We start from the raw sequence: 16,415 nt of genomic DNA, 5'->3' as shown, positions 1-16,415 counted from the left end.
CTCTCCTTAAGACTGTCGTGGATTAAATGACGGAAAAGCTTGAGCAAAAGCCGCATAAGCTTGTTGCTCTTGTTCTGTTTGTGCAGCTGGTATCACTATATTTAAAACCAGGTAAAGCTGTCCGGGTGTTTTGTTTGGTATCCCTTTGTCCTTTAATCGTAGCTGCTGTCCAGTACGCGCATTTTTAGGAATCTGTAGCTCTAATGTTTTGCCATCAGGACTGGTAAATGCAATTTTTTGACCCAATGCTGCTTCCCAAGGACTGATATTCAGTTGTTGGAAAATATCAGCACCTTCTACACGGGTTTGCTCGGTTTGTTTATACAAAATTTCAATGTATAAATTACCAGCAGCTCCACCGTTATAGCCAGCTTGCCCTTGGCCCGAGAGTCGAATTTGTTGACCTGATTTCATGCCTGCAGGAATTTTGACTTGTAGGGTTTTACGTTGAACTTCAGGCTCACCATGGGCATTTAAGCTCGGAATCTGCAAGGTGATATTCTGCGTTGCACCATGAAATGCGATTTCTAAATCCACTTCTAAACTGGCGTGTTGGTCTTCACCACGGAAGCTCTTGGTTTGGCGGTTTGCACGTTGATACTGATAGTCACCGCCACCAAAGCCTTGCCCAAAACGACCAAACAAGTCTTCAAATCCACTAAAGTCCGCATGCTGACCATCACTCGTCGATTGGCGATAAAACTGAGATTGGTCAAAACCACCTTGGTTGCCAGCATTAAACCCAGCAAATCCTTGAGGATGATCGAGTTCAAAATCGTATTGTTTTTTCTTTTCGGCATCACTTAAAGTGTCGTATGCAACATTAATCGCTTGCATACGCGTTTCGGCATCAGCTTCTTTGCTGACGTCAGGGTGATATTTACGCGCCAATTTTCGATAGGCTTTTTTAATTTGATCTGCCGAAGCATCTCGGGCGATCCCTAAAGTTTGATAGTGATTGTCTGGCATACTCTCTGTATAAATATTAATCATGTTTTAATCAATATAGAAGGGTTCATCAAACTGTCATAGGGGCAAACTGCAGCATATTGTTTCAAAACATGACAATAAAAAAGCCTCACGAGGAGGCTTTTAAAAACACATTTAAAATTAATATTTTATCCAAGTGACACTACGACCAATCACAGATACACCAACATACCCACGTATAGTTAAATGTTTTCCTGAAGCACTAAGTCTTGCTTTGCCTTTATAGATTTTTCCACCAATCGGGTCCAGAACTTTACCGTTTTGGAATTCACGTGGATTTTTTGGATCTTGTTTAAAGTCCCAAATAAATGGCAAGCCGATAAAAGGTTTATTTTTCAATTCACCTGGGCAGTTCGAGCAGACGCCCATTTTTTCAGTGCCAGGGACATTGCGTGTGGTGACAATGATGCCTTCATAGCTTCCATCGGCTTTTTTGCGAATTTCAACGTCTGCACGTGAATATCCGGTGCGGTCATCGACAGTTTTCCACTTACCCACTAGCGGATCGGTTTCCGCAGCGATTGACAATCCTGACAAAGTGCTAAGTACTATTCCGGCAAATAATTGTTGATATATTTTTTTCATTTCATCCCCTGAAAATTCAGAATTGTGTTTTTAGAGTAAGTTGCCTAATTTATATATAAAGCCCTACAAAATCAATGTGATGGTTTGTGATGTATTTGGCAGATTTTTTTAAAACACTGCTTTAATATGGAGTTTTTACTCTAATTTTTAAGTTAAAAAAGGCCTTTAATGATTTAAAGGCCTCGTGCTTAGTTTTTGACCCAAGTGACATTGCGTCCAATTGCAGAGCCTTCAGTACGACCATTGATGATCAAATGCTTGCCATTATTCATCAAACGAGCGCGTGCATTGTAGTGCTTGCCTGATTTGGGATCGAGCATCACTCCACCCACAAATTCATTGGGCTTTTCTGGATCAGCGCTTAGGCCGCTTAAAGTGGTTAAACCGACCATGGGTTTATTTTTCTGAGCACCGGTGCATTGCGTGCATGTCGAAACATTTGCTGTTCCGGGTACGCTTCGGCTTTGGATAATGGTGGCCGAATACAGGTCATGCTTATCTTTACGAATCACCACATCGGCAAGGGAATATCCTGTTCGATCATCAATGGTTTTCCATGTCCCCACTAAGGGGTCAATCGCTGCAAAAGCAGAGGATAAACTGCAGATGGAGAACATGCCGAACAGGATAGAAGGGAGGAATTTAACAGCCATACAATTACCCACATTACACAAAAAGCGGATGCCTAAAACTTAAAGGCATAAAAATATTATGGTTTTAATGTAGCCTGAAATAATATGAATATTCTAGTGATTTTTTAAGAATTGGTATTTATATTTTGAGCCAAAACATGAACGAGTTGGCGCTAAATGAGGTTTATGCTGAACGTCTACGCACTAGTAAAATAGTCGGAATTCATCTCAAAGTAGATTATTATCGGCATGATGAACTCGTCTGGAGTTGAGTTCATCATGCCAATGAAAGCCAAATGGCGACTTTAGTTGACGCGGATCCAAGATACCGTCCGGCCGAGAAGCGTGGTTCCAACATAACCTCGAAGTGTCAGGACATTGCCGCGCGCATTCAATTGCCCTTTACCTTGATAAGTATTGCCTGAAAGTGGGTCGATCACCTTGCCATCGGTGTACGCATTCTCTTTTGCATTATGTTTAAAGCCAGAGAATATCGGTAAACCAATTAAGGGTGCATTTTTGAGTTTACCTTCGCATTTTTCACAAATCGTGGTGACAGGGCGGTTGGGGATGGCATGCACTTTGGTGATTTTACCGCTATAGCTGCCGTCTTTTAATTTAGTGATTTGGACTTCAGCACGAGCATAGCCTGTTTTATCATCTATGGTTTTCCATGTCCCGACGAGGTCTGCTGCATGTGCTGTCATTGGGCCAAAGTAGAACATGGCTAAAGCAATAGCGAGTGTTTTGAGTTTCATAATTTATCCAGTTTTTTTTACATTATTTTTCAATTAAAAATAAAGCTTTGTTGGTTTTTTTGACTTTATTTCTGGCGCGATATTTCTGGCGCGATTCTACTCGAAAAAAAATTGATCGCAAATACAGCTGATCATGTTGATGCTTTATAGTTCGAACCCATTCGACTAAGCGCAAGAAAGTAGTAGGTCTAAATTTTATCGGGACAATAAAAAAGCACCCCGAAGGATGCTTAGATTTAGGCTTTTAATCATGCAATGATTTAGCTAAGGTGTTGACCAAAAAGGGATAAAGCTTCTTCTGCCGTAAAGGTATATTTTGTATTACAGAATTGGCAGTCCATTTCAATTGGGTTTTGAAACTCTAAGGTTTCACGAACTGCAGCAACACCAATTTGTTCAAGTGCTGTCGCACAGCGTTCTTTTGAACATGTGCAGCCAAATTTTAAGGCTTCAGTTTCAGGTAGACGAACTTCTTCTTCGTTATATAAACGATATAAAATTTCGTTTGCAGATAAAGACGTTAACTCTTCTGCTTTTAATGTCTCGGTCAGCATGGTTAAACGTGGCCATAGATCTTCATCAACTCGGCGTTGTTCTTCTTCGCTATTCCGAGGTAATAACTGGATCAGTAAACCACCTGAACGGCTGTTGCTGCTTGCTAAGACGATGCGTGTTGGGATCTGTGCAGATAGATCATAATATTGCATCAAGCAACCCGCTAAAGTCGGTTTGTCTAAAGGTACAATCCCTTGATAACGCTCACCAAATTCAGGCTCGATATTAATGAAAAGTACTGGGTTTACCAAGGCTTTCAGTACCGTGCTGCTGTCTTCAGCGGTTTGAAAGTGCGGGTCTTCTTCATAATCTGCAAGTGCGCGAACTTCACCGAGATGATTACATTCCGCCATTGCCCATTTAAAAGTGCCTGCAGCCTGAATTTGTAAGCTAATACGACCTTTAATTTTTAAGGTGCTGGCCAACAAGGCAGTCGCGCTGAGCATTTCACCCAAGAGAATTTGTACAGCAGGTGCATAGTCACGCTGTGCAAGAATCGTTTGTAGGGCTTCTTCAAGATGAACCACTTCTCCACGAACAGGGCTATCTTCAATAAAAAAGCGTTGGCGTAAATCTGACATAAAATTCTCCATAACCCTGCTTTAATGGTGACGATATTGTAAAACACAAGTCATTCATTATCATCTCTTGTGACATCAATACGATGACGTTGTAAGCTGCGTTGTAAATCAACACCTGTAGGTTTTTCACGGGCTTGCGCATCGCTTTCAAACAAATGTTCCAGTTCAGCTAAAGCGTTACGATGCGTTTCATAAATTTTTTGTTCATCGGTATAGATTTGCTGCTGTTGAGTCAGCAGTTTTTCATCATAATCACGGAACAATTCGATACTTTTATAGGCATCTTCATCGCTGATGCCTAAGTCGCACAGCATGTGATAGGCCATTCCTAAAGACGATAAATAGGTTTCACGCCAAATATGCTCAATCCCCAAATCACGCAGCAGATGCACCTGATGACGGTCACGCGCACGGACCAATAATTTTAACTGAGGGTAATTCAGGCGAATATGACGCGCCACGTTCATCGAGTCTTCAATATCATCTATAGCAAGGACGAACACTTTGGCATGTTCAATGCCCGCAGCGCGTAAAATATCTGGTTGTGTGGCATCGCCATAATACAGATGACCACCATAATTACGTACGAAATCGACTTTGTCTAAGTTGCTATCAATGGCGGTAAAAGACAAATGCTGTAAATGCGCCACACGAGCAATGATTTGTCCAAAACGTCCAAAGCCCGCAATAATCACAGGATTATGTTCATCCGGAATGTCGTCATATTCGGGGATGGTTTTTGGATTAAAACGTGGCAAAATTTGTGATTGTATTAACCAGTACAACATAGGGGTCAACACCATCGACAAAGTGACGATGAGGGTTAATGGCTCCAAAATGGCTTGCTGTACGACATTTTCACTTTTCGCCACACTAAAGACCACAAAGGCAAATTCACCGCCTTGAGCCAAACAGGTCGCCAGTAAAATACTGTTGCGCCATGAATTTTTAAGATAACGCGCAATCGCCGTAAGTGACGCCATTTTGATGAGCATCAGTGCCAATGCACCACCGATAATGAACCATGGCATTTCAACAAACAACGACAGTTCTGTGGTCATGCCCACGGTCATAAAGAACAAACCAAGTAAAAGCCCTTTAAACGGAGCAATACTGGCTTCGAGTTCATGGCGGAATTCCGAGTCTGCCAATAGCACGCCGGTCAGAAATGCTCCGAGTGTGGTACTGATGCCCAGTACATCCATCAACACCACGACACCCAGCACAATAAATAAGCCAACAGCAGTGATCAGTTCATGCGCGCCACTTTTCGCGACGAAGCGGAAAAAAGGCCGCATTAAGTATCGACTAAATAAAAATAAGCCTGAAAAAGTCGCAATGATGGCAGCGAAATAGGCGATTCCGTGATGTGATGATTCTGTCCCTGCGAGCAGGGGGATGACTGCAATCAGCGGAATTGCAGCCATATCTTGAAACAGCAAAATCGAAAAGGATTGTTGCCCATAGGTGGTGTTTAATTGCTGTTTTTCACTCAGCATCTGCAAGACAAAGGCAGTAGAAGAAAGAGCGAGAGCGAAACCGATAACGATACTGGCTGCAATGCCTTGTTGTAAGGCAAAAAAACTGCCTAGCGCTAAAACAAGACCGGTCAGACCAACTTGTAAACTACCCATGCCGAAAATAGAACTACGCATACTCCATAGACGCTGTGGGCGGAGTTCGAGGCCGATCAGGAACATCAGCAAAATCACGCCAAACTCAGCGAGATCTTGGATCGCTTGGGGATCACTGGCAATGTTAAAGACATCGGGGCCGAGCAAAATACCAGTGAACAGATATCCCAAAACCGTTGCAATACCAAAGCGCTTGAGCAAAGGGACAAGCAATAAGGATGCGCCAAGGAAAATTGTGATCTGTAACAGTAGTGACATTTACTCGTCCTAGAGTGGTATTTTTGGTCGAAAGTTGCAATTCAGTATGACTGATTTTTCAGACTGAATTGTACGCGTTTAACTGAGTTCCTGTGGGTCTATATCGAGGCTCAATTTCATATTTGATGGCTTGTTATGCAAGATGTTTTGCCACCAATAACGCAGATAATAATGTAAGCGCGCACGATCTGTAGACAGTAAAACCATGTGGGATTGATAACGTCCCGCTTTGCGCTCCATCGGGGCAGGAATCGGCCCCCAAATGTCAATAATTCCAGCAGAGTCCTGACGCAGCAATTGGGCATGTTGCTGTAAAAATTCAGTATTGAGTTCTTGGTTTTTGGACTCACAGCGCACCAATGCGGCATAGCGAAACGGTGGCATTTGTGCCATTTCCCGTTCTTTCATGGTTTCTTTGGCAAATTTTCGATAGTCCTCATTGACCAAGATATTCAAAAGCGGATGGTCGGGTCTTAGGGTTTGTAAAAACACATCGCCTTTACGTTCACCACGGCCGGCACGCCCAGTGACTTGTACAATGAGCTGTGCAGTACGCTCGATGGCACGGAAGTCCACACTCAGTAGACCTGAATCGATATCTAAAATCGCCACCAAGGTGACGTAAGGGAAATGATGTCCTTTGGCCAGCATTTGTGTACCGAGTAAAATGGCAGGTTCGCTTTTTTGAATCTTGTCATAGATTTTTTGCCAACTGCCGACTCGACTGGTGGAATCACGATCGACCCGTATAACGTCATGCTGCGGAAATAGCTCATTTAGGCTTTCTTCAACCTTCGCTGTACCCATACCCACGGATTTCAGTTCTTGGTGATTACACTGTGGACAATGCTCTGGCATACGGTGAATGGTGCCGCAGTGGTGACAATGTAGGTGTTGATAGGGTGTGCGGTGTACCGTGAAATTGGCATCACAGTGCGGACATTTGGCCTGCCATGCACAGCTTTCACAAATTAAAACCGGGGCATATCCACGACGGTTTAAGAACACTAACACTTGTTCTTTTTTTTCAAGGCGCTTACGGATTTCACCAATTAATAATTGGCTGATTCCATGCTGTTTCTGTGCCACTTTCAGATCAAGGATGTGCATTTTCGGCATGACCGCAGTGCCCGCACGTTGGTTCAATTCCAGTACGGTCATTTTGCCTTGTTTCGCCAGTGCATAGCACTCGATACTAGGCGTGGCAGAACCTAAAATGACAGGGCATTGTTCCAGATGCCCACGGTAAAGTGCGACATCCCGAGCGTGATAGCGAAAGCCTTCTTGTTGTTTAAAGGACAGATCATGCTCTTCATCAATCACAATCAAACCCAAATTAGGCAGTGGCGTATAAATCGCAGAACGCGTGCCTAAGATAATAGATGCCTTACCTGTTTGCGCCGCTTGCCAAGCTTGCATACGTTTTGAATCGTTTAAACCCGAATGTAGTAGAGCAATATTGCAATGAAAACGTGATTGGAAACGGCTGATGGTCTGTGGGGTAAGTCCAATTTCAGGCACTAAAACCAAGACCTGTTTGCTTTGCTTTAGAACCTCTTGCATGATTTGTAAATAGACTTCGGTTTTACCACTGCCGGTGAGACCATCAAGTAAAAATGCCTGATATTGATTCCGCGCTTTTAACACCCGATCAATGGCTTTCTTTTGCTCCAGATTTGCAGTGAGTGGCATTTGCGCCATGCTCATAGGCATCGGGCTAAAGTCCTGTTCGGCCAAGACACATTGGCAGATACCTTTTTTCTCTAATGCTTTGAGTGTCGCGGTTTCCACACCTGCTAAATTGAGTAAATTTTCCCCAGTTCCAGTTGGATGTAATTTTAAAATTTTATAGGCTTCTTGCTGTCGTTCCGAACGCTTAATTTTATCATCGGCATGGAGGTCGAGGAGATTCCATGTACGTGCCAATAAATTATACGGTTTTCCTTGGCGTAACAGGGTCGGAAGGGCACTTTGCATCACTTCACCAATCGGAAATTGGTAATACTGTGCAGACCATGTCAATAAATTTAAAACTTTCTCATCTAAAATGGCGCGATCATCAAGTAGTTCGGTAATGGCCTTGAGTTTAAAGCTTGAATTGAGTGGTGCATCGGGTGCAATTTTTTCCACGATGATGCCGGTCAAATTTTGCCGACCAAAAGATACAGCAACGCGTGCACCTACTTCAGCTTGTTGGTATTGCTCTTGGCTTAAGCTGTAATCGAAGCAGTCGTATAAATATACCGGAACGGCGACTCGAACGCGGTAAATAGGTGTTGCAATGCTCGCTGAATTTGCCATAAAACGTGGATAAGTTCCTGATTAAATTTCGTCGTGATCGTAAAGGAGTTGTGTTAGAGTGAGCTCATATTTTATATCTAAGAATATGAATGATTTTGATGGTCAGACGCAACTGCGCTGATAGAAATTTTGGAAAATTAGAGCATTACAATGCCTGCATATCAGTTTACTGCCATAGACGTTTCAGGGAAGCAGCAGAAGGGTGTACTTGAGGGTGATTCTGCGCGTCAAATTCGTCAACAGCTCAGAGATCAGTCACTCATTCCAGTTGCTGTCGATCCGATAGAGCAAAAAGACAAACACACGCAGCAGCGCTTGTTTCAAAAAGGGCTGAATGCCTATGACTTGGCTTTATTGACTCGCCAACTTTCAGTTTTGGTTGCCGCTGCGATTCCATTAGAAGAAGCGATTCGTGCTGTGGGAAAACAAAACGAAAAAGCCCATGTGCAAAACCTGTTGATGTCGGTGCGTTCTAAAGTTTTGGAAGGGCATTCTTTAGCCAACGCACTACAACAAGCGGGACGCTTTCCTGAACTGTATATTGCCACGATTGCAGCAGGTGAGCGTTCAGGTCATCTCGATCTCATTCTCGACCAACTTGCCGATTACACCGAAAACCGCTTTGCCATGCAAAAAAAAGTGCAGGGTGCGATGATTTATCCCATCATCCTGATGTTAATGTCTTTCGGTATTGTGATGGGACTCATGACCTATGTGGTCCCAGATATTGTCAAAACCTTTGACCAAAGCAAAGATGCCTTGCCGTGGATAACGATCGCTTTAATGAAAGCCAGTGATTTTATTCGAATGGCCTGGCCATTTTTATTGGTCGGTAGCGTAGTCTCGATTTTTCTCTTGGTTCGATTCCTCAGAACAGCGGCGGGACATTATGCCTTTGACCGATTGACCTTGAAATTACCGTTATTTTCCAAACTGTCTAAAGGTATTAATGCCGCTCGTTTTGCCAGTACCTTGTCGATTTTAACCAAGTCTGGCGTGCCATTGGTCGATGCTTTAAAAATTGGCGCAGCGGTCAGTAATAATTGGGTGATTCGAGATTCGGTCAACCTTGCGGCAGAGAAAGTAACAGAAGGTGGTAATTTAGCAACACAGCTTGAGCGAAGTGGTTATTTCCCACCGATGATGGTACAAATGATCAAAAGTGGTGAAAGTTCAGGCGAATTGGATCGGATGCTAGAACGTGCGTCGACGATGCAAGACCGTGAAGTGACGACCTTAATTTCAACTTTATTGGCGTTGCTTGAACCGCTGATGTTGGTATTTATGGCGAGCATTGTACTGGTGATCGTGATTGCTGTGATGCTGCCAATCGTGAATATGAATAATATGATTTAAGACATTCGAACAATGATGTGAACAGAGATTTGTAACATGCAAGTGAAGACAAAAAATATGAAGCAACAAGGTTTTACTTTAATTGAAGTGATGGTGGTCATTGTCATTTTAGGTGTTTTGGCTGCGCTGATTGTACCGAACGTGATGGGCCGTGGTGAAAAAGCCAAAGTCGATACTACGGCGATTACCTTAAAAACTGTGGCAGGTGCACTAAAGCAATACAAAATTGATAATGGTAAATATCCATCGATGCAAGATGGTGGTTTAAATGCCTTAATCACTAAGCCAGAATCTGCAAAAAATTGGTTACCAGATGGATACTTAAATGGGCAATATCCAAAAGACAGTTGGGACAATGACATTCAATATGTGATTCCCGGTTCTGAAGGCCGTCCTTATGATCTTTATTCATTTGGTGCGGATGGTCAGTCTGGCGGTGAAGAAAATGATGCCGATATTTACTATAAACACTAACTGAGAATAATTATAAATTCAGTTTTAATGGAATTAATCACTTCACTTAATAGGATGTTTCAATATTGAGTGAAGTGATAATAAATCTTAATTATAAAATTAATATTAAGTTGTTGAATTTGCTTTAAATTATATAATATAAAATATGTGATATTTATAATAAGAATTATTCCCAATTTTATTGATTACAATAATCGTAAAATATGAATAAATATAGGCTTTTCATTTAAATAAAACCGAGCATAATATCTTTTATGGTACTTTTTTAGCCATGGAGGATAGTATGAAAGCATTATTATTAACGGATGAAATTAACCAATTTCATTGGTCTATGCTGAAATCTGTTCTTTTGATTTTAAGTATTCTGCCGATCAGTCAAGGCATTGTGTATTTATGGCAAAGCACTGAGGGCAGTAGCCAAATTATGGTGGGCTTCTTTGCCATGAGCTTAATGAGTTCATTACTGGCTTTAAGTTTTTGGTCTGCATTAAAAGCGACTGTGGCAAATTTAAAACAAGAACATGCATCTGCCATCGAACAAATGGTTGTTCGTCTTTATCGATATATTCCAATGGTATCTTTAGCTGCCATGCTTTCCTATTTAGTTACGCAGTTATAACCCCAAAATTAAACTTTCCAAACTGGAGCTTGTTCCAGTTTTTTTATGTCTCGTGCAAATGAACAGTTAGCCTAGATCAAAGCGTACATTAATGTGATACGTGTTCTAAGATGACCTTGCTTTGTCTGTTTTGACGCATCGAATGTCTGCTTCACATATCGTCAGCCTGAATGAAATTTTTATAATGCTTAGATATCAGATCTTAGATAGTCAGATGAAGTACAACAAAGAAAAGCAAGAGGAAAAGATGCAACAGATCGATTGGCAAGATTTTTTGAAAGTTGAATTACGTGTGGGGAAAATTGTACAGGCGGAAGTCTTTGAGCAAGCACGTAAACCTGCGTACATTCTTTATGTGGATTTTGGAGAGGAACTGGGCATTAAAAAATCCAGTGCGCAAATTACACAGCTATATCAGCCGGAAAATCTAGTGGGAAAATTGGTCGTTGCTGTCGTGAATTTTCCAAAAAAACAAATTGGGCCGATCCAGTCAGAGTGTTTGGTCACAGGTTTTCATAATGCAGAGGGGTATGTTGCTCTTTGTGTGCCCGATGCTGAGATTCCCCTAGGCACCAAGTTACTTTGAAAAAGTAGGATGAGCTAGCACGTTGAACGTTTATCAATAAAAAACCGAGCCAAAGCTCGGTTTTTTTGATCTTTTGTAGAGGAATCAACGGCGTGATTTAAAAGAAATATCAACTTTACGCGGGCGATAAATCCAACCGAGAACCAATAACAAGAATGAGAAAATCAACACAGGCAAATCACTTAAGCGAGTGTAAAGTGTTTCGCCTTGCATAGCAGGTAAATCACCACGCAGTACTGCATCTTTATCCATCGGTGCCTGTTTCACAATGTGACCATTATGATCAATAAAGGCGGTAATGCCGGTATTGGTTGCACGGATAAACCAACGGCCATTTTCTTTGGCACGCATTTGAACCATTTGTAGGTGCTGATGCGGGCTCGCCGTTCCAGTAAACCACGCGTCATTGGAAATGGTCACGAGATAGTCACTTTGACTGGCATTACGGCGCGTTAAGTTGGGATAAGCCACTTCATAGCAAATCGCCGCACCTAAATCATGACCTTTAACATTCAAAGGTTTTTGGTTGTTTGCACCACGTGAAAAACCACTCATCGACGGGTCATTTTGTAAGGCTGGCAGTACCCAACTTAACATCCCTGAAAGCGGAATGTATTCACCAAAGGGGACTAGACGTTGCTTCTTGTATAGACCTGAAGATTCATCACCAGTTGCCATGATGGTGTTGTAATACATAGGGTGTTGGTTTTGCTGTGATTCTGTCAAGTCCCAATAGGGAATACCTGTCACCCAAGCCGTGCCTGTTTTATTGGCTTGGACTTTCATCGCATCTAAAAACGGCTCAATATCGGTTTGGAACATTGGAATGGAGGATTCTGGCCAAACAATGACATCACGCCCCCATTCGGTCCGACTTAATGACGCATATTTCATTAAGGTTTGAGCTTGGTATTCTGTTAACCATTTTAAATCTTGTGGAATATTGCCTTGAATTAAAGAAACACTCAGCGGTTTTTCATTTTTAGGTTGAACAAATTGCAGTTGCGCTGCACCCCATGCACCGAGCAAAACAAGGGCAGATGGAACAATCCAAAAGATGCGTTTACGTAGGATTTCAACCAAGGCACAGGCCAATACAATGACCGCAAAAGATACCCCAAAGATCCCGAATAATGGCGCATAGCCATCGAGGAATCGTTCAGTAAAGGCATAACCTGCAAACAGCCATGGAAAACCGGTAAAGACCCAAGTTTTACTCCACTCGAAAAACACCCACAGTGGCGCAAAGGTCAGTGGGGTTTCTGGAAAGAAGCGGCGGTAGAGCCAACTCTGAACTGCGGTAAACAGGCCCATCACAATCGCCATAATGGCAATCATCAAAACACTGAGTGCTGAATTGGTATCACCATAGACATGGATCGAGGTATACAGCCAAAAAGCCCCGACAAACCATAAGCCAAAGCCATAAGCTAGACCAATGAAAAACGATTGTTTAGGGGCACGCTGACTTAAGCAAGCATACAGCAGGGCTGGAGATAAAATTGCCAACCACCAATAATGATAAGGTGCCAGCGACAAGCTGAAGATGGCACCTGAAAATAATGCAATCAGCAAAGGATAGATGAAAGGTAGCTGTTTTTTTTGTTCTGAGTGGTTTAGCAGCTTATCAAAGTAGGTTCTCATTTACGGACAGCTCGGATCAGATGAATAGTACGTGCATCTGCCTCCAAAATGGTAAATTCCCAGTTTTCAAGTTCAATCACTTGACCTTGTAAATCACTGACTAAGCCCATTTCTTGTAGCAGTAAGCCGCCCACAGTTTCTACTTCATCATCTGAAAAATCAGCATCTAAAAGATTGTTAAAATGTTCAATTGGTGTAAGTGCTTGAACCAGCCATGTATTTGCACTGAGTGGGTCTTCATCTGGAATGATAAATTGAGCTTCTTCATCGACTTTGTCGTGTTCATCTTCAATTTCACCCACAATTTCTTCAAGAATGTCCTCTAAAGTGACTAAGCCTGAAGTTGTGCCATATTCATCAATCACTACAGCGATATGGGTTTGGGTATTTTTCAACATACGTAAAACTTGGTCAGAACGCGCGCTCTCGGGTACAAATAAGGGTTGACGCATTAATGCACGAATATCGACTTTGGTGGTCGGTTCTGTCAAAAATGGCAACAAATCTTTGGCCAACAAAATACCGACAACATTGTCTGGCTGGTCTGAGGAAAAGACTGGGAAACGTGAGTGTGCAGATTCAACAAGTACATGCAAAATATCTAATAGCTCATCATCTTCTTGCAAGCTGATCATCGCAGTACGGGGGGTCATGACCTCGCGGATTTTAGTTGCAGGTAAGTCGAGTACCCCTTCGAGCATGGCAACTGTATCGGGTTCTAAGAAGCGACGTGAATCTTGTACCAATTTCAACAGTTCGTCACGGGTTTCTGGTGCAGTGCCCAGCCATTTACGTAAGCCGCGCATGCCCCACGACGGGCCGGATTCCTCTTGCATGATCTTTCCTAAAGACTCTTAATATCTAATAAATGATGATTTTATCATACCGTAGAAAATACAGTTGTCTATTGTTAATGTTGATCTAGATGATGAGCGATCAAGTCATTTTAAGACGCTATCGTTTGCATTTTTCAAGCTAACATTCGGTCGTCAGGATTATGCTAAAATAGCCCTAGATTTTAATACTGAGTTTTCTAATGTCTGAGCCTTCTGTGTCCCCATCAATTCAATTAAACACCCGTGGCTTACGTTGCCCTGAGCCTGTGATGATGTTGCATCAAGCCATTCGTAAATCAAAATCGGGCGATATTGTTGAGGTTTTTGCAACAGATAATTCGACCTCTTGGGATATTCCGAAATTTTGTATGCATTTAGGTCATGAGCTTTTGCTTCAAGAAGAATGTCTTGATGAAAATGGAAATAAAGAATTCCATTATTTGGTTCAGAAAGGTTAATTTAAGAGATTGTAAAAAAATAATAATTATTAAGATGTTACATTTTTATTAATAAAATAGGCTGGTCAAGTCTGATGGCTAGCCTATATCATTCGCTGCATAATTATACAAAGTTTAAAAAACAGACTTTTAAAATGTTAAATTCGATTGCTCTTATACTTGAAAAATTAGGCTTATCCGCCCAAAAACGTGCCATTCATGTGCAATTTTCCAACCCTGCGTTGAATGACGAGCTTTTTATTCAACGTATTGATGGGGAGCATGTCTTAAACCAAGGCGTGCAAGCGACTTTGATTTGCCTATCTACGAATGCACTTATTCCACTAAAACAATTTATTGGCGCACAGGTCGCCGTTGATCAAGTGACTGATCAGGGCGAACTCTTCCGTACTACGGGTATTATTACAGAAGCCACCCAAGGCCAGAGTGACGGTTCACTCACCCTATATAAACTCACTCTAGAAGACGCAACGTCGCTATGGCATAAACGCCGCAACAGTCGTGTGTTTATGAACAAATCGGTGCGCGAAGTCAGTGAGACTCTCTTTAAAGAATGGCAAAGCAAAAGTCCGCTCTTTGCTGCCAGTGTAACGCTAGATCTAAGCGGTTTAAGTCAGAACTATGATGTACGACCTTTCATCATGCAGTCGAATGAAAGCGATTATGACTTTTTAACGCGTCTTTGGCGTAGTGAAGGCATTAATTGGCTCATCGATGAAGCGCAGCTGAAAGTGCCACCTTCCTCAGCCCCAATTGAAAAACAAAAACTCCGCCTGATTGATGACAATAGCCAATATCAAGCACTCAGCCGTCGTAGTATCCGCTTTCATCGCTCTAGCGCCACTGAAAAACAAGACAGCATCACCAGCTTGATCGGTGAACGTAGCATTCAGCCGACTGCGGTCCATGTACAGCGCTGGCAAGCCGATGGACTCAGCCAAGAAGAAGGCGCAGGTTCAGTTCAAAGCAAACATCAGCATAGCCAAAGCCAAGACAATGCCAGCTTAAGTCTAGAGCAAGCATGGCATGTTAGCCCTGCATGGATGCAAGACTTAAACGGTGAGGATCAAGCGACTAAAGCATCCAATCAACAAATTGAAAAACTGAATCAAAACCTAACGCGCTACCACGAGCTACAATCTAAAAAATTCAATGCACAATCGACCGTGCGTGATACACAAGTGGGTTATTGGTTTGAACTGAATGAACACCCAGAAATCGATCAACATAGTGGTGCAGACAAGCAATTTTTAATTACAGAAAAGAAATTCTATAACCAAAATAACTTACCCAAAGACCTCACTGAACAAGTCAATCAACTGATTGAACAAAGCCAGTGGAATATTAAACCCATCCATGAACAGGCCGAGCGTCAGGCCAATCAGCTCACATTACAACGCCGCAATATTTCGACTGTTCCTGAATATAACCCACTCGAACACCGTCCAAGCACCCATCCGCAACGGGCTAAAGTCGTTGGGCCAAGTGGTGAAGAAATACATGTCGATGAATGGGGGCGTATCAAAGTCCGCTTCTTATTTACCCGTGGTGATGACCACAGCCATGATGGCGGTGCAGGCAGCAATGACAATGACACGGACTCTGCATGGGTAGATGTACTGACTCCATGGGCAGGCGAAGGCTATGGAGCACGTTTCTTACCACGTATTAATGAAATCGTGGTCATTGATTTCTTTGACGGTAATATCGACCGACCATTTGTGGTGGGGCGCATACATGAAGCACAGCGCAGTCCAACCCAATTTGATAGTAAAGGCAAACTGCCAGACACCAAAAAATTGGCTGGAATAAAAAGTAAGGAAGTCCAAGGTGAAGGCTTTGGACAACTGCGCTTTGATGACACCACAGGACAAATCTCGACACAATTACAAAGCACCCATGGTGCCACTCAGCTCAACCTCGGTAACCTTAGTCATCCTAAAGAAACCGCAGAAAGTGCAGGTCGAGGCGAAGGCTTTGAACTGAGAACCGACCAGTGGGGCGCTGTACGAGCAGGACAGGGGCTCCTTGTCAGCACACACCCACAACAACAAGCAGCAGCAATGCACCTCGACGCACAAGCGGCGAAAGAACAAATCGAAGCGAACTTAAACAGCAGCAAAGCCTTAAGTGAAGTGGCGAAAAACC

At 42.6% G+C, this 16,415-nt stretch carries 15 protein-coding genes; 6 read left to right on the top strand and 9 right to left on the bottom strand.

Translation table 11 applies throughout. The features are described 5' to 3' along the window. Positions 1-6: 6 nt before the first annotated feature. The 7 genes from FTT72_RS09410 to FTT72_RS09380 form a co-directional block, all read right to left on the bottom strand. A complete protein-coding gene (locus tag FTT72_RS09410; RefSeq protein WP_180041045.1) occupies positions 7-969 on the bottom strand; it encodes a DnaJ C-terminal domain-containing protein in 963 nt (320 codons plus the stop codon). Between the two features lie 141 nt (positions 970-1,110). Continuing rightward, positions 1,111-1,575: a DUF2147 domain-containing protein gene (locus tag FTT72_RS09405; protein ID WP_168377965.1), complete on the bottom strand. Its 465-nt coding sequence runs from the start codon at positions 1,573-1,575 to the stop codon at positions 1,111-1,113. 188 nt (positions 1,576-1,763) lie between these two features. After that, a complete protein-coding gene (locus tag FTT72_RS09400) occupies positions 1,764-2,228 on the bottom strand; it encodes a DUF2147 domain-containing protein (protein WP_168377964.1) in 465 nt (154 codons plus the stop codon). Between the two features lie 284 nt (positions 2,229-2,512). Next, the gene (locus FTT72_RS09395; RefSeq protein ID WP_180041039.1) at positions 2,513-2,965 is read right to left on the bottom strand and encodes a DUF2147 domain-containing protein; all 453 of its coding nucleotides are present in this window, start codon (positions 2,963-2,965) and stop codon (positions 2,513-2,515) included. Between the two features lie 260 nt (positions 2,966-3,225). Continuing rightward, positions 3,226-4,101 carry an Hsp33 family molecular chaperone HslO gene (hslO, locus tag FTT72_RS09390; protein WP_078189788.1) on the bottom strand — a complete coding sequence of 292 codons (876 nt, stop codon included), beginning with the start codon at positions 4,099-4,101 and terminating at the stop codon, positions 3,226-3,228. 50 nt (positions 4,102-4,151) lie between these two features. Then, complete coding sequence (locus FTT72_RS09385; protein ID WP_111885622.1) at positions 4,152-5,993, bottom strand: monovalent cation:proton antiporter-2 (CPA2) family protein; 1,842 nt, start codon at positions 5,991-5,993, stop codon at positions 4,152-4,154. 78 nt (positions 5,994-6,071) lie between these two features. Beyond that, positions 6,072-8,294 (bottom strand): primosomal protein N', encoded by a 2,223-nt coding sequence (locus tag FTT72_RS09380; protein WP_180178267.1) that lies wholly within the window; start codon positions 8,292-8,294, stop codon positions 6,072-6,074. A 150-nt stretch (positions 8,295-8,444) separates the two neighbouring features. Between FTT72_RS09380 and gspF the strand changes: the two genes are divergently transcribed. The 4 genes from gspF (at position 8,445) to FTT72_RS09360 (ending at position 11,329) form a co-directional block, all read left to right on the top strand. Continuing rightward, complete coding sequence (gspF, locus tag FTT72_RS09375) at positions 8,445-9,650, top strand: type II secretion system inner membrane protein GspF (protein WP_180164730.1); 1,206 nt, start codon at positions 8,445-8,447, stop codon at positions 9,648-9,650. Positions 9,651-9,686: 36 nt separating this feature from the next. Beyond that, complete coding sequence (gspG, locus tag FTT72_RS09370; protein ID WP_180022603.1) at positions 9,687-10,124, top strand: type II secretion system major pseudopilin GspG; 438 nt, start codon at positions 9,687-9,689, stop codon at positions 10,122-10,124. Positions 10,125-10,407: 283 nt separating this feature from the next. Then, on the top strand, positions 10,408-10,743 hold the full coding sequence (locus tag FTT72_RS09365; RefSeq protein ID WP_078189783.1) for a hypothetical protein: 336 nt from the start codon (positions 10,408-10,410) through the stop codon (positions 10,741-10,743). Positions 10,744-10,990: 247 nt separating this feature from the next. Beyond that, positions 10,991-11,329, top strand: a complete 339-nt coding sequence (locus FTT72_RS09360; protein ID WP_180178291.1) for a tRNA-binding protein — start codon at positions 10,991-10,993, stop codon at positions 11,327-11,329. An 84-nt stretch (positions 11,330-11,413) separates the two neighbouring features. Here FTT72_RS09360 and lnt read toward each other — a convergent pair whose 3' ends face one another. Next, positions 11,414-12,973 carry an apolipoprotein N-acyltransferase gene (lnt, locus tag FTT72_RS09355; RefSeq protein WP_180178266.1) on the bottom strand — a complete coding sequence of 520 codons (1,560 nt, stop codon included), beginning with the start codon at positions 12,971-12,973 and terminating at the stop codon, positions 11,414-11,416. Then, the gene (locus tag FTT72_RS09350; RefSeq protein WP_078189781.1) at positions 12,970-13,809 is read right to left on the bottom strand and encodes an HlyC/CorC family transporter; all 840 of its coding nucleotides are present in this window, start codon (positions 13,807-13,809) and stop codon (positions 12,970-12,972) included. Before FTT72_RS09350 ends, lnt begins: the two co-directional genes overlap by 4 nt. Before the next feature lie 200 nt (positions 13,810-14,009). Between FTT72_RS09350 and tusA the strand changes: the two genes are divergently transcribed. Together tusA and FTT72_RS09340 are read left to right on the top strand one after the other, a co-directional pair. Beyond that, positions 14,010-14,267 carry a sulfurtransferase TusA gene (tusA, locus tag FTT72_RS09345; protein WP_180022606.1) on the top strand — a complete coding sequence of 86 codons (258 nt, stop codon included), beginning with the start codon at positions 14,010-14,012 and terminating at the stop codon, positions 14,265-14,267. A 134-nt stretch (positions 14,268-14,401) separates the two neighbouring features. Continuing rightward, positions 14,402-16,415 (top strand): type VI secretion system Vgr family protein (locus tag FTT72_RS09340; protein WP_180178265.1); only part of this gene is annotated, 2,014 nt, incomplete at its 3' end.

The sequence above is a fragment of the Acinetobacter sp. YH01005 genome (assembly GCF_013420465.1).
In the GTDB taxonomy this organism is placed as follows: Bacteria; Pseudomonadota; Gammaproteobacteria; order Pseudomonadales; family Moraxellaceae; genus Acinetobacter; species Acinetobacter amyesii.
This window is presented reverse-complemented; position numbering and strand designations above follow the sequence as displayed.

What these genes read in the sequence shown, in the direction of transcription:
- lnt (WP_180178266.1), bottom strand. Translation starts at nt 12,973, where the DNA reads ATGAGAACCTACTTTGATAAGCTGCTAAACCACTCAGAACAAAAAAAA.
- hslO (WP_078189788.1), bottom strand. Translation starts at nt 4,101, where the DNA reads ATGTCAGATTTACGCCAACGCTTTTTTATTGAAGATAGCCCTGTTCGT.
- FTT72_RS09395 (WP_180041039.1), bottom strand. Translation starts at nt 2,965, where the DNA reads ATGAAACTCAAAACACTCGCTATTGCTTTAGCCATGTTCTACTTTGGC.
- FTT72_RS09405 (WP_168377965.1), bottom strand. Translation starts at nt 1,575, where the DNA reads ATGAAAAAAATATATCAACAATTATTTGCCGGAATAGTACTTAGCACT.
- tusA (WP_180022606.1), top strand. Translation starts at nt 14,010, where the DNA reads ATGTCTGAGCCTTCTGTGTCCCCATCAATTCAATTAAACACCCGTGGC.
- FTT72_RS09365 (WP_078189783.1), top strand. Translation starts at nt 10,408, where the DNA reads ATGAAAGCATTATTATTAACGGATGAAATTAACCAATTTCATTGGTCT.
- FTT72_RS09350 (WP_078189781.1), bottom strand. Translation starts at nt 13,809, where the DNA reads ATGCAAGAGGAATCCGGCCCGTCGTGGGGCATGCGCGGCTTACGTAAA.
- gspG (WP_180022603.1), top strand. Translation starts at nt 9,687, where the DNA reads ATGCAAGTGAAGACAAAAAATATGAAGCAACAAGGTTTTACTTTAATT.
- gspF (WP_180164730.1), top strand. Translation starts at nt 8,445, where the DNA reads ATGCCTGCATATCAGTTTACTGCCATAGACGTTTCAGGGAAGCAGCAG.
- FTT72_RS09385 (WP_111885622.1), bottom strand. Translation starts at nt 5,993, where the DNA reads ATGTCACTACTGTTACAGATCACAATTTTCCTTGGCGCATCCTTATTG.
- FTT72_RS09380 (WP_180178267.1), bottom strand. Translation starts at nt 8,294, where the DNA reads ATGGCAAATTCAGCGAGCATTGCAACACCTATTTACCGCGTTCGAGTC.
- FTT72_RS09410 (WP_180041045.1), bottom strand. Translation starts at nt 969, where the DNA reads ATGCCAGACAATCACTATCAAACTTTAGGGATCGCCCGAGATGCTTCG.
- FTT72_RS09400 (WP_168377964.1), bottom strand. Translation starts at nt 2,228, where the DNA reads ATGGCTGTTAAATTCCTCCCTTCTATCCTGTTCGGCATGTTCTCCATC.
- FTT72_RS09360 (WP_180178291.1), top strand. Translation starts at nt 10,991, where the DNA reads ATGCAACAGATCGATTGGCAAGATTTTTTGAAAGTTGAATTACGTGTG.